The organism is Roseivivax sp. THAF30, from assembly GCF_009363575.1.
Lineage (GTDB): Bacteria > Pseudomonadota > Alphaproteobacteria > Rhodobacterales > Rhodobacteraceae > Roseivivax > Roseivivax halotolerans.
Map to the genome: position 1 here is coordinate 1,275,545 of NZ_CP045389.1, position 25,714 is coordinate 1,301,258.

Annotated in this window: 26 protein-coding genes, 2 tRNA genes and 1 pseudogene; 6 read left to right on the forward strand and 23 right to left on the reverse strand. The window is 60.8% G+C overall.

Annotated features, from left to right (window positions below; genetic code table 11):
• Window positions 1-31: 31 nt before the first annotated feature.
• Entirely contained in the window at window positions 32-2,587 is a 2,556-nt protein-coding gene (pepN, locus tag FIU91_RS06235; RefSeq protein ID WP_152461836.1) for an aminopeptidase N, read from the reverse strand.
• Window positions 2,588-2,734: 147 nt separating this feature from the next.
• On the opposite strand from pepN, the gene FIU91_RS06240 reads away from it, so the two are divergent.
• Window positions 2,735-3,067 carry a hypothetical protein gene (locus FIU91_RS06240; protein ID WP_152461837.1) on the forward strand — a complete coding sequence of 111 codons (333 nt, stop codon included), beginning with the start codon at window positions 2,735-2,737 and terminating at the stop codon, window positions 3,065-3,067.
• Window positions 3,068-3,079: 12 nt separating this feature from the next.
• Window positions 3,080-3,238 (forward strand): DUF2256 domain-containing protein, encoded by a 159-nt coding sequence (locus FIU91_RS06245; RefSeq protein WP_152461838.1) that lies wholly within the window; start codon window positions 3,080-3,082, stop codon window positions 3,236-3,238.
• Here the strand turns inward: FIU91_RS06245 and FIU91_RS06250 are convergent.
• The 8 genes from FIU91_RS06250 to FIU91_RS19360 all read right to left on the reverse strand — a co-directional run bounded on the left by FIU91_RS06250 (window position 3,233) and on the right by FIU91_RS19360 (window position 8,467).
• Window positions 3,233-3,814, reverse strand: coding sequence for a GNAT family N-acetyltransferase (locus FIU91_RS06250; RefSeq protein WP_152461839.1), 582 nt, complete (start codon window positions 3,812-3,814; stop codon window positions 3,233-3,235). The two genes, FIU91_RS06245 and FIU91_RS06250, sit on opposite strands and share 6 nt — an antisense overlap.
• Entirely contained in the window at window positions 3,814-4,209 is a 396-nt protein-coding gene (locus FIU91_RS06255) for a ketosteroid isomerase-related protein (protein WP_152461840.1), read from the reverse strand. The genes FIU91_RS06250 and FIU91_RS06255 overlap by 1 nt, the downstream gene beginning before the upstream one ends.
• On the reverse strand, window positions 4,206-4,655 hold the full coding sequence (locus tag FIU91_RS06260) for a low molecular weight phosphatase family protein (protein ID WP_093013436.1): 450 nt from the start codon (window positions 4,653-4,655) through the stop codon (window positions 4,206-4,208). Before FIU91_RS06260 ends, FIU91_RS06255 begins: the two co-directional genes overlap by 4 nt.
• Window positions 4,656-5,135 carry a UPF0262 family protein gene (locus FIU91_RS06265; protein WP_152461841.1) on the reverse strand — a complete coding sequence of 160 codons (480 nt, stop codon included), beginning with the start codon at window positions 5,133-5,135 and terminating at the stop codon, window positions 4,656-4,658.
• Window positions 5,136-5,215: 80 nt separating this feature from the next.
• The gene (gene hisD / locus FIU91_RS06270; RefSeq protein ID WP_152461842.1) at window positions 5,216-6,517 is read right to left on the reverse strand and encodes a histidinol dehydrogenase; all 1,302 of its coding nucleotides are present in this window, start codon (window positions 6,515-6,517) and stop codon (window positions 5,216-5,218) included.
• A gap of 69 nt (window positions 6,518-6,586) precedes the next feature.
• A complete protein-coding gene (locus tag FIU91_RS06275; RefSeq protein ID WP_093013427.1) occupies window positions 6,587-7,048 on the reverse strand; it encodes a DUF2948 family protein in 462 nt (153 codons plus the stop codon).
• Window positions 7,045-8,313, reverse strand: a complete 1,269-nt coding sequence (murA, locus tag FIU91_RS06280) for a UDP-N-acetylglucosamine 1-carboxyvinyltransferase (RefSeq protein ID WP_152461843.1) — start codon at window positions 8,311-8,313, stop codon at window positions 7,045-7,047. Before murA ends, FIU91_RS06275 begins: the two co-directional genes overlap by 4 nt.
• Before the next feature lie 4 nt (window positions 8,314-8,317).
• Window positions 8,318-8,467 carry a hypothetical protein gene (locus FIU91_RS19360; protein ID WP_172974949.1) on the reverse strand — a complete coding sequence of 50 codons (150 nt, stop codon included), beginning with the start codon at window positions 8,465-8,467 and terminating at the stop codon, window positions 8,318-8,320.
• Window positions 8,468-8,566: 99 nt separating this feature from the next.
• Here FIU91_RS19360 and FIU91_RS06285 point away from each other — a divergent pair.
• Window positions 8,567-8,641, forward strand: a tRNA-Thr gene (locus tag FIU91_RS06285).
• 143 nt (window positions 8,642-8,784) lie between these two features.
• The gene (locus FIU91_RS06290) at window positions 8,785-9,675 is read left to right on the forward strand and encodes a formate/nitrite transporter family protein (protein ID WP_254702052.1); all 891 of its coding nucleotides are present in this window, start codon (window positions 8,785-8,787) and stop codon (window positions 9,673-9,675) included.
• Between the two features lie 37 nt (window positions 9,676-9,712).
• Here the strand turns inward: FIU91_RS06290 and FIU91_RS06295 are convergent, their stop codons facing one another.
• The 8 genes from FIU91_RS06295 to FIU91_RS06330 form a co-directional block, all read right to left on the reverse strand.
• On the reverse strand, window positions 9,713-10,186 hold the full coding sequence (locus FIU91_RS06295; protein ID WP_152461844.1) for a hemerythrin domain-containing protein: 474 nt from the start codon (window positions 10,184-10,186) through the stop codon (window positions 9,713-9,715).
• Window positions 10,187-10,346: 160 nt separating this feature from the next.
• Window positions 10,347-11,276 carry an AEC family transporter gene (locus FIU91_RS06300; protein WP_093013418.1) on the reverse strand — a complete coding sequence of 310 codons (930 nt, stop codon included), beginning with the start codon at window positions 11,274-11,276 and terminating at the stop codon, window positions 10,347-10,349.
• Between the two features lie 10 nt (window positions 11,277-11,286).
• Window positions 11,287-12,087, reverse strand: coding sequence for an MBL fold metallo-hydrolase (locus FIU91_RS06305; protein ID WP_152461845.1), 801 nt, complete (start codon window positions 12,085-12,087; stop codon window positions 11,287-11,289).
• Complete coding sequence (locus FIU91_RS06310) at window positions 12,084-12,887, reverse strand: TatD family hydrolase (RefSeq protein ID WP_152461846.1); 804 nt, start codon at window positions 12,885-12,887, stop codon at window positions 12,084-12,086. Before FIU91_RS06310 ends, FIU91_RS06305 begins: the two co-directional genes overlap by 4 nt.
• A gap of 74 nt (window positions 12,888-12,961) precedes the next feature.
• Window positions 12,962-14,095: a DNA polymerase III subunit delta' gene (locus FIU91_RS06315; RefSeq protein ID WP_152461847.1), complete on the reverse strand. Its 1,134-nt coding sequence runs from the start codon at window positions 14,093-14,095 to the stop codon at window positions 12,962-12,964.
• Window positions 14,092-14,733 carry a dTMP kinase gene (gene tmk / locus FIU91_RS06320; protein ID WP_152461848.1) on the reverse strand — a complete coding sequence of 214 codons (642 nt, stop codon included), beginning with the start codon at window positions 14,731-14,733 and terminating at the stop codon, window positions 14,092-14,094. The genes FIU91_RS06315 and tmk overlap by 4 nt, the downstream gene beginning before the upstream one ends.
• The gene (locus tag FIU91_RS06325) at window positions 14,733-15,902 is read right to left on the reverse strand and encodes a D-alanyl-D-alanine carboxypeptidase family protein (protein ID WP_152461849.1); all 1,170 of its coding nucleotides are present in this window, start codon (window positions 15,900-15,902) and stop codon (window positions 14,733-14,735) included. Before FIU91_RS06325 ends, tmk begins: the two co-directional genes overlap by 1 nt.
• Window positions 15,903-15,966: 64 nt before the next feature.
• Entirely contained in the window at window positions 15,967-16,794 is an 828-nt protein-coding gene (locus tag FIU91_RS06330; protein ID WP_371418264.1) for an SPOR domain-containing protein, read from the reverse strand.
• A 283-nt stretch (window positions 16,795-17,077) separates the two neighbouring features.
• Here FIU91_RS06330 and FIU91_RS06335 point away from each other — a divergent pair.
• A tRNA-Ser gene (locus FIU91_RS06335) sits at window positions 17,078-17,167 on the forward strand.
• A gap of 272 nt (window positions 17,168-17,439) precedes the next feature.
• On the opposite strand, the gene FIU91_RS06340 is transcribed toward FIU91_RS06335, so the two are convergent.
• Window positions 17,440-17,991 carry a recombinase family protein gene (locus FIU91_RS06340; RefSeq protein WP_152461851.1) on the reverse strand — a complete coding sequence of 184 codons (552 nt, stop codon included), beginning with the start codon at window positions 17,989-17,991 and terminating at the stop codon, window positions 17,440-17,442.
• 450 nt (window positions 17,992-18,441) lie between these two features.
• On the opposite strand from FIU91_RS06340, the pseudogene FIU91_RS19785 reads away from it, so the two are divergent.
• Window positions 18,442-18,540: pseudogene (locus FIU91_RS19785) on the forward strand (transposase); the annotation flags it as partial.
• A 17-nt stretch (window positions 18,541-18,557) separates the two neighbouring features.
• Here the strand turns inward: FIU91_RS19785 and FIU91_RS06350 are convergent.
• From FIU91_RS06350 to FIU91_RS06370, 5 genes are read right to left on the reverse strand one after another with little or no spacing between them, the layout of a single operon-like run.
• Window positions 18,558-19,619 carry a carbohydrate kinase family protein gene (locus FIU91_RS06350; RefSeq protein WP_152461852.1) on the reverse strand — a complete coding sequence of 354 codons (1,062 nt, stop codon included), beginning with the start codon at window positions 19,617-19,619 and terminating at the stop codon, window positions 18,558-18,560.
• A complete protein-coding gene (locus FIU91_RS06355; protein ID WP_152461853.1) occupies window positions 19,616-20,725 on the reverse strand; it encodes a hypothetical protein in 1,110 nt (369 codons plus the stop codon). The genes FIU91_RS06350 and FIU91_RS06355 overlap by 4 nt, the downstream gene beginning before the upstream one ends.
• A gap of 13 nt (window positions 20,726-20,738) precedes the next feature.
• Window positions 20,739-22,604 carry a hypothetical protein gene (locus FIU91_RS06360; RefSeq protein WP_152461854.1) on the reverse strand — a complete coding sequence of 622 codons (1,866 nt, stop codon included), beginning with the start codon at window positions 22,602-22,604 and terminating at the stop codon, window positions 20,739-20,741.
• Window positions 22,605-22,645: 41 nt separating this feature from the next.
• Window positions 22,646-23,767 carry a hypothetical protein gene (locus FIU91_RS06365; protein WP_152461855.1) on the reverse strand — a complete coding sequence of 374 codons (1,122 nt, stop codon included), beginning with the start codon at window positions 23,765-23,767 and terminating at the stop codon, window positions 22,646-22,648.
• Entirely contained in the window at window positions 23,764-25,539 is a 1,776-nt protein-coding gene (locus FIU91_RS06370) for an HAD family hydrolase (RefSeq protein WP_152461856.1), read from the reverse strand. Before FIU91_RS06370 ends, FIU91_RS06365 begins: the two co-directional genes overlap by 4 nt.
• Window positions 25,540-25,714 lie beyond the last annotated feature (175 nt).

The window sequence follows — 25,714 nt, forward strand, 5'->3', positions numbered from 1 at the left end:
GACCCGGCCAAGAGTTCCGCGCGCACGGACTTCAAGCCGCGAGAAGGCGCGAGACCATCTCGCTCATGTCGCGGCTGAGATCCGGCGTAGCGGCGATCCGCTCGAGCGCGGCCTTCATGCTGGCGCGGCGATCCGCATCGTAGCGCGTCCAGCTCTGGAACGGCGCGCACATCCGGGCCGCGGTCTGCGGATTCTTCACATCGAGCGTGATGAGCCAGCCGGCAAGGAAGTCGTAGCCTTCGCCGTCGGCGCGGTGGAAGCCCGCATGGTTCATTGCGAAGGCGCCCATGACCGCGCGGAAGCGGTTGGGGTTCTTCAGATCGAAGGCCGGATGTTCGGTCAGGTGACGGGCGCGGGGCAGGGCGTTTTCTGGTGCGGTTGCCGCGATCTGCATCGCGAACCACTTGTCCATGACCAGCCGGTCGTCCTTCCACTGCGCCTCGAAAGCTGCGAGCGCGTCTTCGTCAGCGCCCGCGCGGACAAGGCAGGTCAGGGCGGCAAGCTGGATCGTCATGTTGTCCGCGCTCTCGAAGGCGGCCTTTGCGGCAGCGCCGCCGTCAAGCCGCGTCTCGAGGCTGAGTGCCGCCGACCAGAGCGCCCGCTTGCCTGCCTGCTCGGCATCGGGGCTGTAGGGCGCGCGGATCTCCGTTGCGTCCTTGATCGCAGGCAGAAGATGCTCAAGCCGCGCCGCCTTCGCATCCCCGAGCGCCTCCGCCGCGGTGAAGATCTCGTCCGGGTCGGGGGTATGGCGGCGCTCATGCAGGATCTGCGCGATCTCCGACTGTGTCGGTCCAGAGAGCATCAGGGCGCGAAAGGCCGGGTCGAGCGCTTCGTCGGAGACGAGCGTCGCGATCCCGTCGAGATAGCTCGCATCGGGCGCGGCACCTTCGGTGATCTGCGCGACAAGGCTCTCGCGCGCGAGCTGCCGCCCGGCATCCCAGCGATTGAACGGGTCGGTGTCATGCGCCAGCAAGAATGCCGTGCGCTCCGCATCCCAGCCTTGCTCCAGCACGACCGGCGCGGAGAAGCCGCGCAGGATCGACGGGACGGGCCTTTGCGCCATGTTCGGAAAGTCGAAGCTCTGCTCGGCCTCGCTCATCTCCAGAAGCGTGGTCGGCACGATCTCTTCGCCGTTCTGCCCCAAAAGTCCGACCGCGATGGGCAGGACTTGCGGAGCTTTCTGGTCCTGTCCGGGCGTCGGCGGCGTGTGTTGGCGGAAGGTGAGGGTATAGGTGCCGTTCTCGTAGCTGTCCGCGACCGAGAGCCGCGGCGTGCCCGCTTGGCTATACCAACGCTTGAACTGGCTCATGTCGCGGCCGGTTGTGTCCTCGAACACGCGCAGCCAATCCTCGATCGTGCAGGCCTGCCCGTCATGCCGCTTGAAATAGAGATCGAGCGCCTTTGCATAGGCCTCGTCACCGACGAGCCGCTTGAGCATGCCGATGACCTCGGCGCCTTTCTCGTAGACAGTCGCGGTGTAGAAGTTGTTGATTTCCTGGAAGCTCTCGGGCCGGACCGGATGGGCGAGCGGGCCCTGATCCTCGGGGAATTGCCGTGCCCGCAGATCGATCACATCCGAGATGCGCTTGACCGGGGCAGAACGCATATCCGCGGTGAACTGGCTGTCGCGGAAGACGGTCAGCCCCTCTTTCAGACAAAGCTGGAACCAGTCGCGGCAGGTGATCCGGTTGCCTGTCCAGTTATGGAAATATTCATGCGCGATGATCGCCTCGATCCGCTCGAAATTGGCGTCGGTCGAGGTCTCCGGGCTCGCCAGAACGGCGGCGGAGTTGAAGATATTCAGCCCCTTGTTCTCCATCGCGCCCATGTTGAAGTCGTCGACGGCGACGATGTTGAAGACGTCCAGATCGTATTCGCGCCCGTAGACCTCTTCGTCCCAGCGCATGGATTTCTTCAGCGCTTCCATTCCGAAGGCGCATTTGTGCTCGTCTCCGGGCCGGACCCAGAGGTTCAAGTCGACGGCGCGGCCCGAAGCCGTGGTGAAATGGTCCTCATGCGCGACAAGCTCGCCCGCGACCAGCGCAAAGAGATAGGAGGGTTTCGGCCAGGGATCATGCCATTCGGCCCAGCCCTCGCCCGATGCGGCGGGATTGCCGTTCGACAACATGACCGGCAGGTCGCCCTCGATCCGCACGGTGAAGGTCGCCATCACGTCGGGGCGATCGGGATAATAGGTGATCTTGCGAAACCCCTCGGCCTCGCATTGCGTGCAATACATGCCGTTCGACATGTAGAGGCCCTCGAGCGCCGTGTTCTCCGCAGGGTCGATTTCAACCTCGGCCTCGAAGGTGAACGGGGCATCGGGAGCGTCCTCAAGGCGCAGACCGTCCGCCGTGATCTCGGGCGCAACGTCCGCTCCGTCGATCTTTGCCGAGATCAGCGTGACGTTTTCGCCGTTGAGAAAAAAATCGCGGGTCTTCGTTGCCGGGTTCGGCGCGAAGCGAATACGGCTCAGAACGCGCGTCGCGTTCGGCGCAAGACGGAAGGTGAGATGAACATCCTCGACCAGATATCCGAAGGGCTCGTAGTCCTTGAGGTATACGGTCGTCGGGCTGGCATCTTTCAAGATTTCATCTCCTGTGGTCAGGTGTCGCAGTGCAGCATTCGTCTGTGCCGGGCCGGGAACCGCCCTATTTGGCAAAGTGTTATGCCTTCAGAGCCGCTGCGGCAAGTAAGGCTGCCGCAGCGTAGACAACAGTTCCGAGGTACTCAAATGTCCGCACCTGATACCGATGTCGAAAAGCAGGAGAAGAAGCATCGCCCCTCGCTTCTCGGGATCAAGGCATCCCTTTTCTACGGGGCGGCCCTTTTGTTGATCTTTGTTCTCTACGTCGCCTTCGTCGGCAGCAGCGACGAAGAGCAGGGCGTGGCAGGGGACGACACGGCCGGTTCCTCGATGGTCGAAGGCGAGACCGAGGCGACGACACTCGAAGGCTACGAGGCAGAGAGCTACGAGCCCGGCGGCAATTCGACCGGCAGTGTGACGATCGACGGCGAAGGCGAGAATGCGTCGTCCGGCGGCGACAACGCCGCGGGTCAGAACTGACGAGACCCTGTCTTGGCCCGGATGCGTAAGAAATCCGACTTGCCCCAGAAGGTCTGCGCGGTCTGCGCGCGGCCTTTCACATGGCGCAAGAAATGGGCCGATGTCTGGGATGAGGTCAAATATTGCTCGGACAGGTGTCGTCGTGATGCACGCGGCGGCAAGCCGTCATAGCTCCCTGATCCAGAACTGAAGCCGGTGAGTGGTCTCGTCCGGCTGATCGACATCTTTCCAGGCAAATTCCGCTTCTACGCCGGGCAACGGCTCATAGCCGCGTTTTCGCCAAAATCCGTTGAGCGGCCTGTACCCGGCGGGCCGCATCGGATGATCTTCCGAGCGAAGCACGGCGCAGAAGCAGGCATGGCTGGCACCGAGCCGGCGCGCGTGCTCCTCGCGCATGTCGAAGAAAAGATGCCCGATCCGAAGGCCACGATATTCGGGCAGCAACACCGATTCCGCGCAGTAGAAAATCGACTCGAGCGAATATCCGGTCTGCGCGAAGGGTTTCGCGAAATCCTCGGCATGATCGGCCATGGGCGTTCCGGTGGCGGCACCGACGAGCCGATCGCCGTCGAAAGCTCCGACGAGAATGGCGTTGTCGCTCTGTCGATAGGCCTCCAGATAGCCCCGCTCGTATTCCGCATCGCCATCGTAGAGATAAGGCCAGTCGCGAAACACCTCGATCCTGAGCCGCGCCACGTCGTCGAGCGCCGCATCAAGCGCCTCTCCGGTTAGCACGTCTACCCGCATCAGGAGACCTGCCGGATCCAGTCGCTCAGGTTGTAATAGGTGACGATGCGAATGATCCCTCCCTCGGAGAGCGTGAAGAACGATCCCGCAGGCAGCCGGTAGGTCTGGCCGTTGGCTTCGGGCAGGCCCTCATCCGTCTGCAGATAGGTGCCGTTCACCATGTATTCGGCCGCACCGCGCCTGCCGCCCTCGGCTTCGAACAGAACCAGCTCGGTCAGCCGCTCATCGTAGCACTTGGCCATGTGATCGCAGAAGCCGCGAAACGCCTCCTTGCCCGTGCGGATATCGCCTTCGTTGACGTAATGCGCGACCTCGTCGCTCAGGCAGTCGAGCATCCCCTCGATATCCTTGCGATTGAAGGCGTCGAAGTACCGGGAAAGCACGTGTTGGCTCATGGTGTCCCCCATTTCTCTGTCATGGCTCGGGTGATCGCGTCGCGCGCCTCGCGATAGGCGGCAAGCTTGGTGGCGCGGGTCTCGCCGGTGCCGGAGGGATCCGGGATCGGCCAGTATTCCAGCGTCATGTCGTAGAGGCGGGTCATATCGGTGGCGATGGCCTGCGCCTGCGGCGTCATCGCGACGATCAGGTCAAATCCCGACAGCGCCTCTCCCATGCGTTCAAGCTCGGTCAGATCGCGGACCTTGTGGCGGGATAGCTCGACGCCGATCTCCTCGCAGACCGCGATGGCGAAGCCGTCCACATCGGCATCGTGCATGACACCGGCCGATTGCACGTAAGGGTCCGCGCCGTAGAGCTTTTTCATGATGCCCTCGGCCATCGGAGAGCGGACCGCGTTGTGATCGCAGCAGAAGAGAACCGAGCGCGGCAGGGGTTCGGTCATTCAGCCCCCGTAATGCAGGACGGAGACGAGGGTGAACAGGCGCCGGGCCGTATCCTCGTCGATGTCCGCCTTGCCCGCAAGGCGGTCCTGCAGGATCCGCGCCCCTTCGTTGTGGATGCCGCGCCGCGCCATGTCGATGGTCTCGATCTGGCTCGGGGGCGAGGTCTTCACCGCGTCGAAATAGCTTTTGCAGATCTGGAAATAGTCCTTCACCACCTGACGGAACGGCGAGAGCGACAGGTGAAATTCAGCGACCGGCGCACCGTCCTCGGAAGCCACGTCGAAAACCAGCCGTTTCTCGCGGATCGACAGCTTCAGCCGGAACGGCCCTTCCGGCGCGGGCGCATCGCCACGCGCAGGCAGCGAGAAGCTGTTGGTTTCCATCAGATCGAACATCGCGACACGGCGCTCTTGCTCGATCTCCGGGGTCGGGGGCGGCAGGTTTCCGTCTTCTAGGTCGATATGTACGATATGGCTCATGGGCCGGGTCTCGGATGCAGATGTATCTTTCTGCGTAGCGGCAAAGGGATGTCCGGGCAACGTCACTTTGCGTCCGAGCCTCAGCGATTGAGCTTCCGAAGCCGCGCGGTCACGGAGAGACCGTGGGCTTCGAGGCTTTCCGCCCGTGCCAGGGTTTCGGCGGCGGGGCCGATGGCGCGCAGCGCGTCGGGCGTCATCTTGGCAAGCGTCGTGCGTTTCACGAAGTCCATGACCGACAGCCCCGATGAGAACCGGGCAGAGCGCGCGGTCGGCAGAACGTGGTTCGGACCGCCGACATAATCGCCGATTGCCTCGGGCGTCCATTGGCCGAGGAAAATGGCCCCGGCATGGGTGATTTTCTCGGACAGGGCGTCGGGATCAGCGGTGCAAAGCTCCAGATGCTCGGGCGCGATGCGGTTCGAGAGCGCGGCGGCCTCGTCCAGATCGCGCACCGTGATGATCGCGCCGAAGTCGCGCCAGGAGGCACCGGCAATCGCGCGGCGCTCCAGCGTCTCGAGCCGCGCCTCGACGGCAGCAGCGACCTCGCGGCCGAACGTCTCGTCGGTGGTGATCAGGATCGATTGCGCGCTTTCGTCATGTTCGGCCTGGCTCATCAGGTCGAGCGCGATCCAGTCTGGATCGTTGTCGCCATCCGCGATCACGAGGATCTCGGACGGGCCCGCGATCATGTCGATGCCGACGCGTCCGAAAACGCGGCGCTTGGCGGCGGCAACGAAGGCGTTGCCCGGCCCGGTGATCTTGTCGACCGGCGCGATGGTCTCGGTGCCGTAGGCAAGCGCCGCGATGGCCTGCGCGCCGCCGATCCGGTAGATCTCGTCCACGCCGGAGAGGCGCGCGGCGAGCATGACCAGGGGATTGATGACGCCGTCCGGGGTCGGCACGGTGATCGCCAGTCGGGACACGCCGGCGACCTTGGCCGGGATCGCGTTCATCAGAAGCGACGAGGGGTAGGAGGCGAGCCCGCCCGGCACGTAGAGACCCGCGGCGGAAACCGGCGTCCAGCGCCAGCCGAGTTCCGCGCCTTCGGGATCCGTCCAGCGTGCATCCTCGGGCATCTGACGGGCGTGGTAGGCACGGATACGTTCGGCAGCCTGTTCCAGCGCCGCGCGGTCGGTGTCATCGACCTTGGCGATCTCGGCGTCGACCTCGCTTGCGGAAATCGCCAGCTGGTCCGCGGTCAGGTCGAGCCGGTCGAACCGTGCCGTGTAGTCCAGAACCGCTTCATCCCCGCGCGCCCGCACATCCGCGATGATCGCGGCGACGGTGTCGTCCACGTCGGGGCTGTCCTCGCGCTTGGCGGTCAGCAGCGCGGCGAAGGCGTCCTCGAAATCGGGCGCGTTCGTGTCGAGGAAGACGGGCATGGGGCCTCTCCGTTGATCCTGCGCCGGGGTTCTAGTGATACGCGCAGGAGGCGCAAGCCGAAGCGGCGCTCATTCCGGGTGCTGCGGCCGTTTGCCGGACGGCGCGCGGTAGGGGCGGGTGACATCCTTCAGCCGCAGCTCGAGCGCTTCGACCTCGACCCGGATCGCGCCGTCCCCGGCAAAGGCGATCTCCACCGCGCCGGAGCCGTCGTCTCCGGGCGCAAAGGTGATGGTCAGGATTTGCAGGATCATGTCGCGATCCGACCGATCGATGCCCTGGCTCGAGACGTGCAAGGCGTTCTCCACGACGAGAAGCGACTGAACACGTTCCACTTCGGGCGTGCGATCCTCGTGCCGCAGGCGGTTGATCAGCAGCGCGACCTGTCGATCGCGCGCCCGCCAGGCGATCTCTGTCACCGGAAGGACGGCATCCTGTGCAAGCGCCGAGAGCACCGCGAGATCGTCGGGATCCATCGCGCCGAGATTGAGCGGCTGCGGGCCGGCATCTTCGAACCGTGCGTCCTCGCTCATGTTTCCTTGATCCTTTCGATCTTCGCGCCGACGCCCGAGAGCTTGGCAACGACGTGTTCGTAGCCCCGGTCGAGATGATAGACGCGGTTGACGGTCGTCTGACCCTCCGCCGCGAGCCCGGCAAGGATCAGCGAAACGCTTGCTCTGAGATCCGTCGCCATGACCGGCGCTCCCTTGAGACTGTCCACGCCGGTCACGCGGGCGGTGCCGCCATTGACCTCGATCTTCGCGCCCATCCGCATCAGCTCGGGCGCGTGCATGAACCTGTTCTCGAAGATCTTTTCTTCAAGGACGGATGTGCCTTCGGCAGTGCAGAGCAGGGCCATCATCTGCGCCTGCAGGTCGGTCGGAAAGCCCGGGAACGGCTCTGTCGTCACATCGACGGCCGAGACGCGTCCGTTCCGGCGCGAGACCGTGAGGCCGCGCTCGGTTTCGGTCACGTCGATACCCGCTTGCTCCAGCTTGTCGACGAAGGCCGAAACGAGGCGTTTCTCGCCGCCAAGGCAGGTGACTTCGCCGCCGCAGATGGCCGGGGCCAGCATGTAGGTGCCAAGCTCGATCCGGTCGGTCACCACCCGGTGCGTCGCGCCGCCGAGGCGATCGACGCCCTGAACCGTGATCTCGTGCGTGCCGTCGCCCTCGATCTGCGCGCCCATGCGGCGGAGGCATTCGGCAAGGTCCACGATCTCGGGTTCGCGCGCGGCGTTCTTGATGACCGTCGTGCCCTTGGCGAGCGTCGCGGCCATGAGCGCGTTCTCGGTCGCGCCCACCGAGACGAGCGGGAAGTCCACGACCCCGCCCTTGAGCCCGCCCGGCGCCTTGGCGTGCACGTACCCGTCCCGCAGGTCGAGCTCCGCACCCATCGCCTCGAGCGCCCGCAGATGCAGATCGACGGGCCGCGCACCGATGGCGCAGCCGCCCGGAAGGGAGACCACAGCGTGCCCGTCGCGCGCCAGCATCGGACCCAGGACAAGGATCGAGGCGCGCATCTTGCGGACGATGTCGTAGTCGGCGCAGTGATTGTCGATGGCATGGCTCGACAGCGCGAGGACATGGCCGTCCTGCAGCGCCGTCACCTCAGTCCCGAGCGATTGCAAGAGCGTCGTCATCGTGCGGATGTCCGACAGGCGCGGCGCGTTCATCAATGTCAGCGGCTCTTCGCTCAGGAGCGTCGCCGGCATCAGCGTCAGGCAGGCATTTTTCGCGCCTGCGATAGGGATGTCCCCCGATAGAGGGCCATTGCCCGTCACCACGATCGAATCCATGCCCTCAATCCTTGTTATCTGTCCCGCTCGGCGCGTCGTCTTCGCGCGCCTTCGCCTGACGCTTGCGACGCGCCAGGTTCGCCTTGAGCGCGGCCTTGAGCCGGTCCTCTCGACCGGTGTCGCGGCTGCCTTTCTGCGGGGGTTTCTGCTCCATGACGGGTGTCTATATGAGGTGGCCGAAAGCGTCCAGATTCATGCTTGCACCCTTGTGAGTTTGACATTAGAGACCCGCCCACACCGCACGTCGCGGCGGGCTGCTGTAGCTCAGTGGTAGAGCACTCCCTTGGTAAGGGAGAGGTCGACAGTTCAATCCTGTCCAGCAGCACCATTCCCTCAAACATAGCGAGCCCGATCTGGCGCGCCCCATGGGCCGCGATGACGCGCGGCGGGAACCTACCGGCCGTTCCAGGGGTTTCTGTCTGGCGTCCCGGCTCCGCAACGCGGCTCCGGGCTTTTTTTCGAGGGTAGGGTATGACCGACGACACCGAACGTCACGAGATGAACGATGGCGAGAAGCACGCAATGTATTCGCGCGAAGAAGCACTTCAGATCGCGCGACATCGTGCGTTAGCGCCGCGCGCCGTTTACGAGGTGATCGACCTCGAAGGGCGGGAAGAACTCAAGCGCCCGCTCTGGTCGCTCTGGTGGTCAGGCATCGCGGCTGGCATCTGTATTTCGACCTCGGTTCTGGCCGAAGGCATTCTGCACACGATCTACGAGGGCCACCCGTATCAAGGCCCGATCGAAAACATGGGCTACACTGTCGGCTTCATCCTCGTGATCCTGGCCCGTATCCAGCTCTTTACCGAGAACACCATCACGGTCGTCCTGCCGGTTCTGAAGGATCGCTCGCGCAAGATGCTGACTTGCACGATGCGTCTCTGGGCCGTGGTGTTCGCAGCGAACCTCGTGGGCACGTTCTTCGTAGCCTTCTTGAGCGTCCACGGCGGCACCGTGGTGCCCGAATACGTCGAAGGCATGAAGGCGATCTCCGAGCATTTCGCGGAATACACGCCTTGGGAGACCTTCAAATACGGCGTTCCGGCCGGGTTCTTCATCGCCGCGATCGTCTGGATGCTGCCTTCCGCCGAAGGGTTCGAGATCTTCCTGATCTTCCTCTTCACGTATCTCATCGCGATGGGCGAGTTCACGCACGTGGTCGCGGGCTCCAAGGAGGCGTTCCTCTTGATGCTTTCGGGCGACATTTCGGTCAGCAAGGCGATCTTCGGGCTGATCCTTCCGGCCTTCGCGGGGAACGTCCTTGGCGGCACCGGCCTTTTCGCTCTCCTGGCCTACGGTCAGGTCGCCCACGAGATCGATCCGGAGCTGAACGGTGAGGCAAAGAAAAAGGGGAAAGGCTGAGCCTTTCCCCTCGCGACCTTGATCAAGGTCTCGTCGATCAGTCTTCGAGCGAATCCTCGCGCTTTTTGTCGACGAGACCTTTTTCCTTCTCCTTGCGCTCCCGGAACGCCTTGCCGTATCCCTCGATCTCGTCATCCGGGATGACCTCGCGGGCGCGGCCGAAGACCTCGTCCTCTTCCTCTTCCATGTGGTGCTCGTAATCGTGCTTGAGCGTGTTGAACTTGTTGAGCCAGCCGGGGCTCGACATGTCCATCTCGTTCAGCTCCTCCATGAGATCGTCCATCTCGGCATGCTCTTCGACGGAGTGGCGTGCGGAATCCTGGCCCCAAGTCTTGGACATGAGCTTTGAATAGAAGGTTTCCTCTTCCGCAGCGGCGTGGCTCTTCACGTCGTAGAAGAACTCATTCCACGCGGTCTTGCGCTCTTCGCTGTCGCCGGTCGTGTCGGCGATGCGGTTGAGCAAATCGCGATGATGTTCGTGGTCGGCAATGATCGCGTCATAAATCGACATGGGGGCGGATCTCCGTGGCTATCTGGCTGGGGCGGGTTACAAAGCGGACCCGGAACATGATCGCCGGCGGACGCCTGAGCGCACGAGGTTAGCGGGCCGCCCAAGGCGCACGCCAGCGATGCGCTGGTCTAACGTGTGGCAAGCGGTCAGGTTCCAGGGCTTATGGCAGAAGCGACAGCCAGACCCATGTGGTCAGCACGGAAAGCGCGGTTGCCAACAGAACCGAGGACGCCGCGACCCGGCGCGCGCGTCCGTACATGTTCGCGAAGACGTAGGCGTTGATGCCCGGCGCCATTGCCGCGGTAATGACCGCCGAGCGGAACTCGTTGATATTGAGTGCGAAAGCGGTTCCGAGCGTCCAGGTGATCGCGGGATGCACGATCAGGGTGACGCCGCAGACGAAAGCGATGATCCTGAGATCGCCTTCGGGCCGGTAGCGGTAGAGGACGCCGCCCATCCCGAAAAGCGCCGCCGGCAGCGCGGTTCGGACCATCATGTCGAGCGCGTCCACTACCGGGCCGGGCAGCCCGAGACCGAAGATGTTGAAGATCGCCCCGAGCGCGATCCCGATCACCAGCGCGTTGCGGAACATCGCCTTCAGAACGGTGGCGGGCAGCGCCTTTGCCGAAGTCCCGCGCGCGCGGGCAATCTCCATCGCGGTGATGCCGAGCCCGTAGCAGATAGGCGAATGCAGCGCGATGATCGCGTAATTGGCCTCGAGCGCATCGGAGCCATACGCCCGCTCGGTGATGGCGAGGCCCAGAAGCAGCGAATTGGCGAAGAGACAGCAGAACCCGATCGCGACAGAATCCTCCCAGTCGCGTTTGAAAAGGTAGCGCCCCGCCAGAAGTCCGAGCGCGAACCCAGTCACCGAGCCCGAATAGAAGCTGATCAGCAGCGCCGGATGGAAGTTCTCGCCCAGATCGAGAGTCCATATCGCCTGGAACAGCAGACAGGGGATCGCGAATTGCTGGGTGAAGATCATCAACCCGTCGACCGCGGTGTCGGGGAAGAGCTTGCGCCAGGTTGCGAGATATCCGGCGCCGATCAGAACGAAGACGGGGAGGATGACCCCGAGAAGTGCCTGCATCTATTCAGACCTAGAGCGCATAGCGGATGACCATGCCGTCATAGGCCGGCGTGATATGCTCCGCCGTTTCCGCCTCGAGCGTGGCATAGTCGAGATCGATATGCATGTTTGTCAGCACCCCGCGACGTGCGCCGGAGGCCGCGATCCAGTCGAGTGATTGCTCGAGATGCGAATGGGTCGGGTGCGGGTCACGGCGCAGCGCGTCGAGCACCCAGCAATCGAGGCCCTGCAGCGTCGCCCAACTCGCCTCGGGGATCGAGGAGACGTCCGGCAGATATGCCAGATCCGCGATCCGGAAGCCGAGCGCGTCGATCGAGCCGTGTTCGACCTCGAAGGGTGTCAGCGAGATCTCCCCGCCCGCGCCGTCGATGGCGAAAGGGCCCTTGATCGTGTGCATGTCGAGGATCGGCGGGTAAGGGCTGTCCTCGGGCTGGGTGAAGGCATAGCCGAACCGCGAATAGAGGCTGTCTTGCGTGCCGCCATCGGCCCAGACCGGCAGACGCGCCTTCATGTTGAAGACGATCATCCGCAGATCGTCGATCCCGTGGACATGATCGGCGTGGGAGTGCGTGTAGACGACCGCATCGAGCGCCCCGACGCCCGCGTCGAGAAGCTGCCCGCGCAGGTCGGGCGAGGTGTCGATCAGAACGCGCGTGATGCCGCCTTCGCCTTCGCGCTCGATCAGCATGGAGCAGCGGCGGCGGGCGTTGCGCGGGTTGTCGGGATCGCACGCGCCCCAGAGATTGCCGAGACGCGGCACGCCGCCCGACGATCCGCAACCGAGGATGGTGAAGCGCAATTCGCCTGTCATGCAGCCTCCGCCCAGGCGGCGGCTTTCCAGAAGAGCCGTTCGAAATTGTCTTCGGTCGCGGCGGCGAACTCGGCGTAGGACAGCCCGAACAAGTCCGCGCCAACTTCGGCGGTATGGATCGTGTAGCCCGGCTCGTTGCGCTTGCCGCGATAAGGGGGCGGGGCGAGGTAGGGGCTGTCGGTTTCGACAAGGATCCGTTCGAGCGGAGCTTCGGCGAAAATCGCGCGCAGGTCGCTGCTTTTCTTGAACGCGGCGATGCCGGACATCGACAGGTAGAAATCCATTGCAAGCGCCCGCCGCGCCAGATCCGCGCCCGAGGAGAAGCAGTGCATCACGCAGGTATAGGGCTTTTTCGCAAACCCTTCCTCCAGGATCCCGGCCATGTCGTCGTCGGCATCGCGCGCATGAATGATGAGCGGCAGGCCGGTTTCCTGCGCCGCCTCGATATGGATGCGGAGCGAGGTCTGCTGCACGCCGGCGCTCTCGGCGGTGTAGTGATAATCGAGCCCGGTCTCTCCGAGCGCCACGAATTTGGGGTGCCGCGAGAGCTCAACGAGTTCCTCGACGCTGGTCATCGGCTCGTCTGCGGCGCTCATCGGATGCGTGCCCGCGGCATAGAAGACCGACGGATGCGCCTCCGCGATGGCGCGGACCCGTGGCTCCTGGCGAAGGCGCGTACAGATCGTCACCATCCGGTGCACGCCGGCTTCGTGGGCACGCGTGACGATGGCGTCCCGTTCATCGTCGAAATCGGGAAAGTCGAGATGACAATGGCTGTCGGTAATCTGCGGCGCGCTCATCGCCCATCCTTCGGCTCGGTGCGGCTGGTTGCACTCGGGGTATCTAGGATGGGGCAGGGAGGGTCAAGACGGGCTCAGGCCCGAACCCGCGCAGAGGCCTCGCGCATCTTCATGACCGTATCGAGGACGAGCGAGGCCGCGTCGACATTTACCGCACGGCCGTGCCGCGACCTGTCTCCTGCGATCTGCGCGACCTCCGCCCAGGCGCGTCCGGTCACGACATCGGGCGCGAGGCGGCGCAAAAGCGCGGCTTCCTCAGGGGCGGCCAGCCGGCCCGGCGGTTGCCCGGTGACGCCGGTGCGCGCAAGGCGGGCCATCGCCGTGTCCGCAAGCCAGAAGAACAGATCGAGCCGCTCTTCCCGGCCGCGCTGGGCAAGGCTGTCAGCCAGGGCCAGCGCCTTGGGACGGTCGAGGTCCGGCATCGTGCCCATCACCTCGAGAAGATTGCGGTAGAGCGTCAGCCCCTCGAGCCCCGCAACCCGCATCGCCGCGCCGACGGAGCCGCCGGACAGCTCCGCAAGCGCGTCCGCCCCGGCGCCCGACAGCTCCGCCCCCGCCTGATCGAGCGCAGATTTCATATCATCGGGCGACAGCGGCGACAGGCGCAGCTCGCGGCAGCGCGACCGGATCGTCGGCAAAAGCCGCGAGGGCTGATGGCAGACGAGCAGCATCACCGTGCGCGCGGGCGGCTCCTCGAGGAGTTTCAGAAGCGCGTTGGCCGCGTTCACGTTCATCTCGTCGGCGGCATCGACGATCACCACGCGCCGCCCGCCATCCGCCGAAGACAGCGCGAAGAAGGATTTCAGCTTGCGCACCTGGTCGACCCGGATCTCGGCGGCGATCCGGTCGCCCTTGTCGTTAGGCCCGCGTTTCAGCACGAAAAGACCAGGCTCCGCTCCGGCGCGAGAGCGGCGCGTAACGGGATGATCCTCACCGATATCGAGGGTTTCGGGCGGCGGCGGCGCGCCGAAAAGTCCATCCTCCTCCGCATCCGGGGTCGCCAGAAGAAACCGCGCGATTTTCCACGCGAGGGTTGCCTTGCCGACGCCCTTCGGCCCGATCAGCATCCATGCGTGGTGTAGTCGCCCGCCGGAAAAGGCGTCGAGAAACGCCCGTTCCGCCGCCTGCTGCCCTAGCAGCCTGCGCGTCTCCGCGGGGTGCGGTGCGCCTTCGACCTGGGTCGGATCGGGAAGCGCCTGATCGCTCATTCGAGCGTGTCCAGAAAGCCGTGCGCGATCCGGGTGACGTCGCCCGCGACCTCCGCCTCCGTGCGGTTTCCGTCGACAATGCGAAAGCGGCGCGTGCGATGGGCAAGGTTCAGGAATCCGGCCCGCAGGGTTGCGTGCAGCTCCAGCCCGAAACTCTCGAACCGCGCCTCGGAGCCTATGCGTTTCGCTGCCCGCGCATGGGCGACGCCGGGGTTCATGTCGATGAGGAAGGTGAGATCCGCCTCGAGACCGATCATGAGCGCATGAAGCGCATCGACCGTGCCACGCAAATCGCCGCGAGTGATGCCTTGGTAAACTCGCGTCGAGTCGACGAAGCGGTCGCAGATCACGACCTTTCCGGCATCGAGCGCGGGCCGGATCGTCCGCTCCACGTGATCGCGCCGCGCGGCGGTGAACATCAAAAGCTCCGTCTCTGCCGACCAGCGATCGGGGTCGCCGTGCAACAGCAGATTGCGGATCTCTTCCGCGCCGGGGCTGCCGCCGGGTTCGCGGGTCAGCACGACATCATGCCCCGCCTGGCTGAGCGTTTCCGCCAGAAGCCGTGCCTGAGTGGACTTTCCGCTGCCGTCGATGCCTTCGAATGTCAGAAATGCGCCGAGACGCCGGGATGAGACCATTACATCACGTCCTGAGGAGGTTGTCCGATTCTCCTGAACAATACGCCCGCAACGGTCATCACCCGATTAACGAACCCTGCGCCAGCCACGGCATTTTCCGCGAAAAGCGGGACGCGATGCTCGGGCAGTCCTTCAGGGCGCACGATGAGCTCGGCCAATTGCTGCCCGGCGGCGATCGGTGCTTGCAGCGGGCCGGTATAGACCACCTCCGCCTCGAGCGGTCCGCCGGTCAGGGTCGGCAGCAAGAGCGTGACATCCTCCTCGGCCACGAGCCCGACGCCATCTTCCGCACCCATCCAGACATCGGCGCGCGCCACGGCCTGACCTTCCTCGACGATGGTCCGCTCGGCGAATTGCCGGAAGGCCCAGTTGACGATGGCTTCGCTTTCCTCGGCGCGGGCACGGGTGCTGTCGAGCCCGGTCAACGCGAAGATCACGCGGCGCTCGCCCTGCTTGGCCGACCCGGTCAGCCCGTAGCCCGCTTCCTGCGTATGCCCCGTCTTCAACCCGTCCGCGCCTATGCCGAGGCCGAGAAGTGGGTTGCGGTTCGAGACATTCTGCGGCGCGCGGCCGTCGAATTCGAAGCGCTCCTCCGAGAACATCTCGTAGAATTCGGGGTAGTCCGTGATGATCCGGTTCGAGAGAAGAACCAGGTCGCGCATCGACATCACATGCCCCTCGGCCGGCCAGCCATTGGAGTTCTTGAAGGTCGAACTGGTCATGCCGAGTTGCTGGGCGCGGCGCGTCATCAGCTCTGCGAAGCCGCGCTCCGTGCCGTTCGGGGACAGCGCCTCGGCGATCACGGCGCAGGCGTCGTTGCCCGACATGACGATGATCCCGCGCAGGAGGTCCTCGACCCGGACACGATCCGTCGTGTCAAGGAACATCGTCGAGCCGCCATAGGACATCGCGTGCTGCGAGACCGGCAGCCGCTCGTCGAGGGACAGCCGTCCCTCACGGATTGCTTCGAAGGCCATGTAGAGCGTCATCAGCTTCGACATGGAGGCGGGCGGCAGGGCCTCGTCGGCATTCTTCGACAGAAGAACAGTGCCGGTTTCCTGGTCGAGTACGAAGGCAGCCCGCGCGCTTGTGTCGAAGGCGGCGGCTGTCTGCGCGGCAAGAACGAGCGTCAGTGCCGCGGCGGCGATGCGTTTGATGAGAACGGTCATGGGGCAGCTCCAGAACCTGAAGGGGGCGGTAAGGCGGGGCCGCCGAGCGCCCCCGATAGGAGATCTAGTTTGACACCGCATAGGCGTCAGAGAAACCCGTCGCTTTGATCTTCGTGAGGAGATTGTCGATCTCTTCCCGGCTCTGGGCGGGGCCTACGACCACGCGCCAGAAGGTCTTGCCGGACGAGCTCTGCTTCTTGACGGTCGGAACCATGCCTTCCTGCCGCATCGCGGTCGCGGTGTTCCGGGCATTTTCTTCGACCGAGAAGATGCCGATCTGCACGAAGGGCTTGGCAAGCGGTGAGCTTTGCGGAGACGGGGTCGGGCTCGGCGCCGGAGCGGCCGCAGCCGGTTCGGCAGGGGCAGGGGGCGCCGCGGCGGCAGGCGCGCGGTCAAGCGCCGCAGCCGCGTTGTTGGCGACGGGATCGAGCGTCGAGGTCTCCACTTCGGAGGCGCCCGGCAAGGGCGTGCCTTCGGTCGGCGCCTCGGCCTCGCTGATCGCCGCGGGCGGGGCGACCGGCCCCTCTTCGCGGCGAAGGGCGACGACGTGCAGGTTCGCCGGCGCGCCGGCGAGCATCTCCAGCGATGCGGCCGCGTCCGAGGAGACCTGGATTCGTGGCCCCGGCGTCTCGCGTTCGCGCTTGAAGAGCGCGCCGATCACGTATTGACCATTGCTTTCGTTCCGAATGACGACGCGTTCCGGTTCGGACACATCGGGATGCGCCACCCAGACGCCGCCGAGCGAGGGCCGTCCGTCCCAGAGACCGGCCTCCTTGGCTTCGAAGACTTCGGGCGACTCGACATCGCGCTCTCCCGTGGCGGCGCGCGTCACCGTGTCCTCGCCTGCCGCCGCGCCAGATTGAGAGCCACCGCCCTGCAGAAAGCCGGGCATGGAGGCGCTGTCGCATCCGCTGAGGGCGAATGCGCAGACACAAATCGCAGCAGTGCCGCCGATCCGCGAAATTCGAAATGACATGACCTGCTCCGCCTTGCCTGTCCTGCGCCTGGGATCTTGGCCGTCCCGGTCGCATGTCCTCGTAGGACGCTGCCTCAGCGCCCGATTGGGGCGACAATAGCCATGCTTTGGCCTTATGGGAAGCCCGGCGCGGCGCGTCGGCGAATTTTCCCCGCAGCCGCTTCCAGAATCGGAGCGGCGCGGCTAAGCGACCCGGACCGGAGGAGTGGCAGAGTGGTCGATTGCACCGGTCTTGAAAACCGGCGTGCGTGAGAGCGTACCGTGGGTTCGAATCCCACCTCCTCCGCCATTCGCACTTATGTCTCTTAAGTGATTGATTTATATAGACATTTTAGATCACTGAATTTCATTCCCACACACGTTTCCCACACATGTGTGGAAGCCTCAGCGGGGCTGATTTCATCACTACATTCAACGGCCCGAAAGTGAGCGAACAGATCGACCTCTTCGAGTGGCACAAAGGCCGAATCGGAGGTTGAACGAGCCACATCAATAACGTAGCTCGTCCTCTCATCTCGTAACTACCTGATATTGCTGCAATTTAAGGAATAAGAGCTCCTCCTAACCCGCAAGTTTGGCGACGCGATACACGGAACGCTCCGAGATCCCCAATTTACCGGCGACTGAGCGCTTCGTATGGCCAGATCTAAGCAGACCCAGCACGTCGTCGGCTTTGGCCTGTGCCGTTGGCTTACGGCCCTTGTAGCGGCCTTCTGCCTTGGCCTTGGCGATGCCTTCCCGCTGTCGCTCCAGCATCATCTCCCGTTCGAACTGAGCCACAGAACCCAGGACGTTGAGCATGAGCTTTCCGGTGGCGTTGGTGGTATCCAGCCCGAGATCGAGTATCCGAAGACCGACCGCCTTGCTGTCCAGACGCTCGACGAGTTCTCCCAGGTGTCGAACCGACCGAGCCAAGCGATCCAGTTTGGTGACCACGAAGACGTCGCCTTCTCGGCAGTAATCGATGGCTGTCTCTAGCTCTTGCCTCTTCGCGACCGAACTTGTCTGCTCGATCCAGACCTTCTCGCAGCCGACAGCCTTCAAGGCTTCCGTCTGAGCCTCCAAGCCAGCCATCTGTTCCAAGGTCGATGTACGTGCGTATCCAATGAGCATACCCGATGCCCTCCTGTCTGCCATTGATGTCTAAGGGGTGGTGGCAGGGTGTCTGCCAAAAGCCGAAACCGACTTCAGTTACAGGCTATTGCTACTCCCTAGGACCATGACGCAGGATCAGGGCCATGTGGCAGGCGCTGGGCAGGAATTTCGGAAGATGGTCGAAGGGGGGTGGGGGTTCTGAGAAGTGACTTCAAAAAATGGGGGGATTATTATTGTTATTGGTTGTTCGATTTTGTTGAGAGGCTCGGGGATAACGAGCTTGAGCCGTGTGCGTCATGTGTAATCTTTCGAACTCGGCGGAAAGCAGACTTACGGCGGTGCAGCTTCGCAGCTGTGTCTATATGCGATAGCTGCCATTCGTGTGCGCCGAAACGAGTCCTTGGTCGGCGGTCCGCCTTGCGGCACTGCGGCGTGACACTTGCGGAATTACTACCGCTGCCGTGTAAGCGCTTCTTCGTGGACGAGACCCGCACACCGGTCCTCGATCCTGGGCGACGGCGAACCAAGACCGGCTGCTTCTGGGCCATTGTCTCGGACGACCGCGGCCATGATGTCACTATATCTTAGGCTGTTTCAGCATCTGTACCCGTCGAAAAAGGAACAATCTTGCATAGCGAACACAGGTTCACCCGTGGCTCAGCCTTACCCTCAGTCAGTTTTTCAACTGAAGCTTCTCTGCCGGCCATCAAGTCTGAAACCGCCAACATGAAAGCATCCTTGTCGGCCGCTTGCATCGCTCCACGGGCGCCTTCAAATCCGCAGTTCAAGGCCGCCGCCGCTTGGCCTCTTCGAAGAGCGTCGGAGATTAACCTCGGCGTCCAGGATACAGGGTTCAAACTGCTCTGATTGCCAAGTTCATTCAAAAGTAGTGCAGTACACCAATCACCTGAACCTGCCGCATCAAGAAAACGTGGTGCCTCGAAAGCATCAAGTTCGAACCAATCCCAGCTAAGTCGAAATTCCAAGCCTCGCGGTCCCAAGGTTTGAACAATGAGATTCGGCCCAGTAAGGTCACGGATTTCGTTGATGTGACCGAGCCTGTCTTCGGCAAACTTTAGGACGTGACAAACATCGATGGCCTTTTGAAATTGGCTCTCGTCCCCAATAGAGGACGGCTCAAAGAGGACTAGACCTCCACTTTCGCGAACCCAAGAGGCAAGCTTCAGGGCGCTCGGAGACACGCGGTCAAGGAAAAAGATATCGGGAACGCAGTCAATATCCAATACCGGCTGGATTTGCCGGATCGTCGTTGATCTGAACCTTGGAAGCCAGCCGCCGCAATCCGGACAAGTCAACACATAACGATGTGACCTGTGACCTTCGGCATCTACCTTGAATTTCTGAACCACAACTGGCGTGGAGACCGACTGTTCCTGCCAGACAAAGCCAGTGTTCACGCCGTCGAACTGAAGATCGTGAACAACGAAGTCTCCTGGTTCGTCACATCCAAGTCGCGCCACAGGAAACGAATCCCAACCCAGCCAGCTCAGTAGAGCCATAACGTTCCCACACGAACCGCCTGCCGAAGCAAAGGTCGCCTCGAGGCCTTCCACAACATCCATGGCCACGAAGCCTGCTCCCATGGCCCGCAACTTGATGGCATCCTTCTTCTTGTCGTCGATCATCGTTCCCAGTCCCCGCGAAGCCACATCGATGAGAGCTGGTACTCGGTGCCTGAATCTAAGACAGGATCGGAGTAGTCCGCTGTTTCTACATACAAAACTCCCACTGACATACGATCTCCTGCGATGGCCCCATACTTGTGATCATAGCACGCCAACAACGCGCCGACCGACAAAAGCTTGGACGATAATGGTGACACGAAAGCCTTGCAACCGCCAAGCTCGCTCAGCGCCCGCCGATACCGGTCCATGGCGGCGAATATCTGCTTGTAAGCTTCAAACGGATTATACTCTGATGCTCTGAGAATGTTGCCTGGTTCGACTTGGAACTCTTCGAACAAGAGTTGCCGATGCTCTCGAATGATCTCGTCTCCGCGTCGTGGTTCTCTAGTCGGGAAAGGGATCACGGGGCAAATCTCGTCAGGGGTCAATTTGTCGCGGATGCGCGAAAGCCTAATTCCTTGCTGTTCGCCGAGTACCGGAAACCATACCCGAGGAATCTGATCGGTCGATTCACTGTCAAGCTGCCCGGTGAAGCCGATCACGTTGGTGACGTCATCACGGAGCGTACCTCGCGCGGCGCCGATGTCAGCCGACACGCTCTCGGCGGTCGTCACATGGAGATTTACGTCCGGACCATCTACACTCATTTCGTCAAGCTCGTGGAGCAGAGATGCGACGGCCGTTAGCGCAACCATTCTGGGCATTGCGCTGATATCCACCACAACGTCAGTATACCCTTCCAAGGAGCCCGCAGTACGCAGTGCCTGCCGCACGTTTCTAGAAGTGGCGTTACCTTGCCCGGAGCGCCCGAGCGGGACCTCGATCTCGTGAATCTTCGATTCTCCGACCAAAGCTTCAAGCTTTTTAACGTTTTCGAGCGTGAGTTGGTTTCTTAATTCGCTGTCCTGGAAACCGTTGTCGAAGGCAAGCAGCCAAATATCGACTTCGCCACCAAAGCCCACGATCTCATCTAAAACAGCCAGAGCCCTTGGGTCGTATCCACGCCCAAGCACGAACAAAAAACGCCTGGAAGGGTCGCTTGCGTAATTCTTCCAAAAGGCATCAAAATCATTACCCTGACGGAAGATATAGGGATCCCAACGCATAATACTGACCTCGTTAGACAAGCTTCGGCTCCCTTTCAGGCTGCTCCCCTATGTCGCCGAGCTCCATCCAGCGGTGGAGCGTTCCAAGTGATTGTTCACGCCAGCCGCCATATCCAAGCGGCAGGCCAAACTTCACGCATAGCAATCTGTTCAGATAGAAAACTATGTAGGATTTCCCTTTCGCCCTCCTATCCAAATGCGGGGTGATCAAGTTGTGTGCAACCAGGGACGTGACGACATTTCGCAATTGAATAAAATGCTTGATATTTCTTTCATCTTCATTTGCAAGCGTATTTCGATCCTGCATAGATATCGCAAACCCAGTGACACCAGGCATATAGGGAGCAGTTGGGCGAAAGGTCTGATCCCGACAGTATTTTCCAAGAGCCTCCAGAAATCTCTTTGCATCGTAGCCTTGGGGCAGGCGTCGGACCAGACCTTCCCACCTTAATTCGGCGACTTCACGAATAATCGCGTCCTGTCGTTCGGCTGACAATGAACGCGGAATGCTTCTTGGACCGGTGATCTTTGCAGAAATCTCTTCAAACAGCGCTCCAGCGATCTCAAGGTACTGATCGATGTTTGAACTGGCCACTGCCGCTAGCGTATCTTTTCCGAAGTACAACGGTGTTTCCATTTCGGTTCTTAGAAAATGCTCAGCGGCTCTCGAAACGGCCTTTTCCTTTTCATCAAGTTCATCAGCTGGCAGAATCTCAAATGCGAATGATGCCTGACTTCGCCTTAGGTCCCGTTCAATCAAGATCTCTGTGGCGCGCCACTTAATGGCTGATGAAATAGACCCTTTGCGATCTTCTCGAGTTGCGGCAATCCACTCTTCATAGCGACTGTCGCCGGCGGTCTTCTGGATAAGGCGCGTCTCGATCTCAGACGACTTTTCGCCGTATCTATTGTCGCCTTCATCCAGCTCTTCGTCGTTTGCTACTAAAGGGAAGAACTCTCGCCCTTCAAAGCCGTCCGCCTTAGATGCCCTGAGATTGGCAATTTGCTCGGCAAATCGCGTGAAACCAGATGACCGCTTTCCGGACCACTGTGTTTCAAGTTGGATGACAGAATCGTAATCGCGTTTCTCCAAGGCACCTTCGGTCAACAGGTCTTGGTGACTCATCGCATCGAGGCGCTCGGCAATCCAAATACCGCAGGGCTCCCGTGCATTGGTTACGAGGTTTATCAGACTCTTGCGTTGCGTATTATCGAGGAATTGAAGTTCATCGAAAAGGAGAATTCGTCGGGACCGGACCTCTCCGCGTCCATCGAACATTCTCGCCCTGGAAAACCACTTGAGACTGTCGAGCCTAGTATGGCCACCTTGAAGTTCATCCGGCTCCCCTAAGTCATCCATAGTGTCATAAAAATTGCGTTCGATCTCAGAAGCCCATTCGAACAGTTCTGTTCCGCTCGCGGATGCAGGCACAGTTGCCCCAGACTCAGGTTCCCAAGTGACCCGCAATGTGTTCAGATCATCCGGGTATAGTCGTCCACTTTGATCAAGGAGCGATCGGAGAGTCGCTATAACGATTCTAGAATCCAGAAGTGATCTGAATAACCCATTACCGCGATCAATCTGTGCCAAATCTTGATACTCTGTCGAGAACGAAATCATGGCACCAAGCAATTTGGCTCCGTTTTCATCTACGGCACCGAGATTATTCAAGACATCGAACGTTGGTTTAACCTGCTGATCTTCCCGCAACGACACAGCGAGCTCAAGCGGGCGCGGTAGCATCATTCGCAGCAAGGTCGTCTTTCCGCCCCCGGGAGCGCTTCGAAAGAAGACTAGCCCGGAAAACGGATCCTCTTTGTCGTCGACGACATCCAAAGCTCCAGGCCCAAACAGTCTGACGAACTGTTCATCACTCACCGAACGCTGGGATGCTCTTATGCGGAATGGGTTTCTCACAGCTACTCAAACTTTCTATGGCGACTGACGCGAGGGAACAAACCGCGCACCCTGTGCACATCTTCAGCCCACAAGAGGAAGATGGAGTTGTTGGGTGTGTTGTGTGCCAGAACTACCGGCAACTTACATCCTGCATAGCCGAAACGTTTGGACGTGCCACCGACCCTCGAATGCTCATCGTCTGCATCGGGGTCAAAGTAGCGGTCTTGGCCGGCAAGAGACAAGATTCCATCGTCCGTCGGCTGCGCCAGCTTCACGCCGCTGTTGAGGCGATGAACAACCTTGAACTCGATTGATCCCTTCGAAAATGGCAACTGACCCAAACGCTTCTCGATGTGTTCTATCGCTTGGTCGGCCGCGATGTAGATCACGACGAGAATCGAAACTCCGGACTGAGCCACGAGACTACCCAAAAGCTCGTCGCTATCGAGTTCGCGGATGATCTTTGCAATTTTTCCGTCCCAGTCCCCATTCTTTCCCTCTCGAAGATAGCTGGTCCCACTCGCTGTAAAGTCATCCAGCAAGACTACATACTCGAACTTAGCTTGGGCTTCCGGCACTTCTGCGTCAGAAATCGTTGAGAGATCTTTTTGTAATTTTTCCGTGAAGCCTTTGGCCTTCGGCGAAGACATATCATATGCGTGAAACACTTGTTCATGGGTGATGTCTTGTGGATGCGCCCTCCGAAACTGGTCGGTACGAGCACCGTCGCTCAACCCGAGAAACAGCGTCTTTCGTAATCTTGCACGATATTCCTTGGATTTAACTATCGATTTTACTTGATGAGATCCAAAATCCGAATGGCTTTTCGCGGTATCGGCAATCAACTTCGGGCGAACAAAGGTTGGGAAGGCCAATCCAACAAGACTGTTTATCTCCGCATTTGAAATAAATATTAGCCGTTCCGTGACGAAGGAATAGGCAATATCTCGTTCACCCTTGGTTTCAAATTGCCGCAACCACAGCGCTAGACTCTCCAGAAAGCGGCGCCCGGGCGCGAACTGCTGATACTCGTCGTATTTGTAGGACGCAAAGCTCTCCAGCAAAGCTCTTTCCTCTGCTTTTTCGGCATCGGACCACCCCATTATGTTGGTAAGAAGTGTTTCAGCGAGTTCTTTCTTCAATTCGTCAGACCTCGATCGGAAGGGGTAATCATCATAGCCCAAGTCTCTTCAAGCTTTGCAAGCCTTTCAAGGTAGAAGACCGTCGCTTGCACACCACGGATTCCGGCGGGAGCCAATGCCCAACCTGTCTTGGGATCTCCGCTCGCCTGATCGACACTCAGACCAAGTGGATGTTTCAAGAGTTGAAAGTCGTTCCCGACCGGATCGGCACGGTCACCAATGCGCAAAACCGTGCTGCTGTCTATTCCTGCATAGTTGCACAGCTCTTCGACCAGGGTAAGCTTGCTTTGCCCGCCAAGCAGAACATCCACAGAATGACTCGAAATTACCACGCGTTTATCATATCCGCTTATTCTCAGCGCTTCGCTAATTTCTGAAAGCGCCCGAGAAACGTCTCGCCTCCTGGAAAATTTGACCGAAATCTGTTTTGTGTTCGCGCGAATTTCGCAAGAAGACAGAAAGGCACCCTTGCGCAGTTCTTCGAGTAGCGGATCAAGCGTATCCAATTCTCCTAGCAGGGGATCGCGTTCGTCCCTCAAGGAGCTAATTATTCCACCATTATAGTACCCAACAAGTACCCGCCCCCAGAGCTCTCGCTTAATGCTCGACCTTAGGGACACCCCCGCACTCGGTCCCCGACCCGTTGCGATACCTACGGGTAGCCCACCTTCAAGGAGCCTATTCAGTTCTTCGGATACCTTGGGCCGAAGGCCAACTTTGAACCGATCGCGGTCATCGGAGAGTGTTCCGTCATAATCCATCACCAAACCCTGGATGGATGCGTCTCTAAGAAAATTAATTGAGTTGGAATAATGCTCGAACCAAGCCTCCGTGTCTGCCCCTAAGGTATTAACTCCTTTCCGTGCAAGAGCAGCATTCAAATTCAGCTCCTTCTGAGATCCAGCAGGATGCATCGGACCGATCCGATAGAGCCGCCTTCCGAACTCCGGTACACCTGGCTTGGCGGGGTCTGTATTTGAGGCGTCACCAGCTCCAAGGCTGAGATGCAAACCTACTACGAGACCTGCAATGGCCTGTAAGTGCTTCGGTCCACGAAAATCTATTCTCAGTCGCGGAATTTCTTGCGGTAGAGCCTCAAGAGATTTTCTGGCGAGCTGCTCCATTCCGTCGCCCACCAAACAAACGATACTCGTCGACGCCTTATGCTTGTGCATCCAGAAATGTCTTCCGTGCCCAAAATTTCGCAGGTCCGCAGCATGTAGGTTCCCCAGGCCTGCTTCAACGAAGCGAGACTCAAGATCGACGGACGTCGCTCGTAAGGAGTTCGTGAACAATAGGCTGACCGTCCGGTTCAAGCACAGGTCGTTTGCTTGACTGGCGATGTCCTCCGCGCTCCATCCGCAAACAGTTTGGTGCATCAGCTCCTCAAGCGAAGAAGGCAACTCCTCGCTATCAGGTGCCGCTGCGAGGTACGCACGCAAAATCAAGACGGAAGACGCAACCAAAGATGCGACTGCCAAGAAGCCGTCTTTAAAGCTGTCAGATTGAAAGCCTACGACATCTGCGTACTGAAACCTTCGCCCCAAAGAGTGAAGCGGGCTCTCATCTCTTAGAACCAGCGCGGAAAGCGGTATGAACTCTCGTTGAGCTGCAACCTTGAAAGCCACACCAATATCTCGGTTTCGACCACTTGCCGAAAAGCATGCAATACCGGCATTCGTAGTCGGGCCCGAAATGATTTCGAGCGGCGTGACGGCTTTGGCGGCTTCGCCTTCCATCAATTCATGCATCTGAGCGGCGAAACTAGCCACAGAGTAAGATCCTCCAGAGCCAACCATCATTATGGGGCTCTCTCGCCAACCGTCCACGACGCGACAGAGTTCGGAGATATCTGCCTTAATGGCTGACTGATACGCATTCTCGGCGCTGCGTAGTTCCGCTCGGTATCTCTCAGTCACTGCAAGCCTGCCTTTTTCTGTTTTGCCC

Coding starts and splice junctions, on each gene's coding strand:
- FIU91_RS06340 (WP_152461851.1), bottom strand. CDS start 17,991: ATGCTCATTGGATACGCACGTACATCGACCTTGGAACAGATGGCTGGC.
- FIU91_RS06305 (WP_152461845.1), bottom strand. CDS start 12,087: ATGACAGGCGAATTGCGCTTCACCATCCTCGGTTGCGGATCGTCGGGC.
- FIU91_RS06355 (WP_152461853.1), bottom strand. CDS start 20,725: ATGCGTTGGGATCCCTATATCTTCCGTCAGGGTAATGATTTTGATGCC.
- hisD (WP_152461842.1), bottom strand. CDS start 6,517: ATGCCCGTCTTCCTCGACACGAACGCGCCCGATTTCGAGGACGCCTTC.
- FIU91_RS06250 (WP_152461839.1), bottom strand. CDS start 3,814: ATGCGGGTAGACGTGCTAACCGGAGAGGCGCTTGATGCGGCGCTCGAC.
- FIU91_RS06315 (WP_152461847.1), bottom strand. CDS start 14,095: ATGAGCGATCAGGCGCTTCCCGATCCGACCCAGGTCGAAGGCGCACCG.
- FIU91_RS06350 (WP_152461852.1), bottom strand. CDS start 19,619: ATGATCGACGACAAGAAGAAGGATGCCATCAAGTTGCGGGCCATGGGA.
- FIU91_RS06240 (WP_152461837.1), top strand. CDS start 2,735: ATGTCCGCACCTGATACCGATGTCGAAAAGCAGGAGAAGAAGCATCGC.
- murA (WP_152461843.1), bottom strand. CDS start 8,313: ATGGATTCGATCGTGGTGACGGGCAATGGCCCTCTATCGGGGGACATC.
- FIU91_RS06290 (WP_254702052.1), top strand. CDS start 8,785: ATGACCGACGACACCGAACGTCACGAGATGAACGATGGCGAGAAGCAC.
- FIU91_RS19360 (WP_172974949.1), bottom strand. CDS start 8,467: ATGGAGCAGAAACCCCCGCAGAAAGGCAGCCGCGACACCGGTCGAGAG.
- tmk (WP_152461848.1), bottom strand. CDS start 14,733: ATGGTCTCATCCCGGCGTCTCGGCGCATTTCTGACATTCGAAGGCATC.
- FIU91_RS06295 (WP_152461844.1), bottom strand. CDS start 10,186: ATGTCGATTTATGACGCGATCATTGCCGACCACGAACATCATCGCGAT.
- FIU91_RS06325 (WP_152461849.1), bottom strand. CDS start 15,902: ATGACCGTTCTCATCAAACGCATCGCCGCCGCGGCACTGACGCTCGTT.
- FIU91_RS06265 (WP_152461841.1), bottom strand. CDS start 5,135: ATGAGCCATATCGTACATATCGACCTAGAAGACGGAAACCTGCCGCCC.
- FIU91_RS06255 (WP_152461840.1), bottom strand. CDS start 4,209: ATGAGCCAACACGTGCTTTCCCGGTACTTCGACGCCTTCAATCGCAAG.
- FIU91_RS06300 (WP_093013418.1), bottom strand. CDS start 11,276: ATGCAGGCACTTCTCGGGGTCATCCTCCCCGTCTTCGTTCTGATCGGC.
- FIU91_RS06260 (WP_093013436.1), bottom strand. CDS start 4,655: ATGACCGAACCCCTGCCGCGCTCGGTTCTCTTCTGCTGCGATCACAAC.
- FIU91_RS06275 (WP_093013427.1), bottom strand. CDS start 7,048: ATGAGCGAGGACGCACGGTTCGAAGATGCCGGCCCGCAGCCGCTCAAT.
- FIU91_RS06330 (WP_371418264.1), bottom strand. CDS start 16,794: ATGCCCGGCTTTCTGCAGGGCGGTGGCTCTCAATCTGGCGCGGCGGCA.
- FIU91_RS06310 (WP_152461846.1), bottom strand. CDS start 12,887: ATGAGCGCGCCGCAGATTACCGACAGCCATTGTCATCTCGACTTTCCC.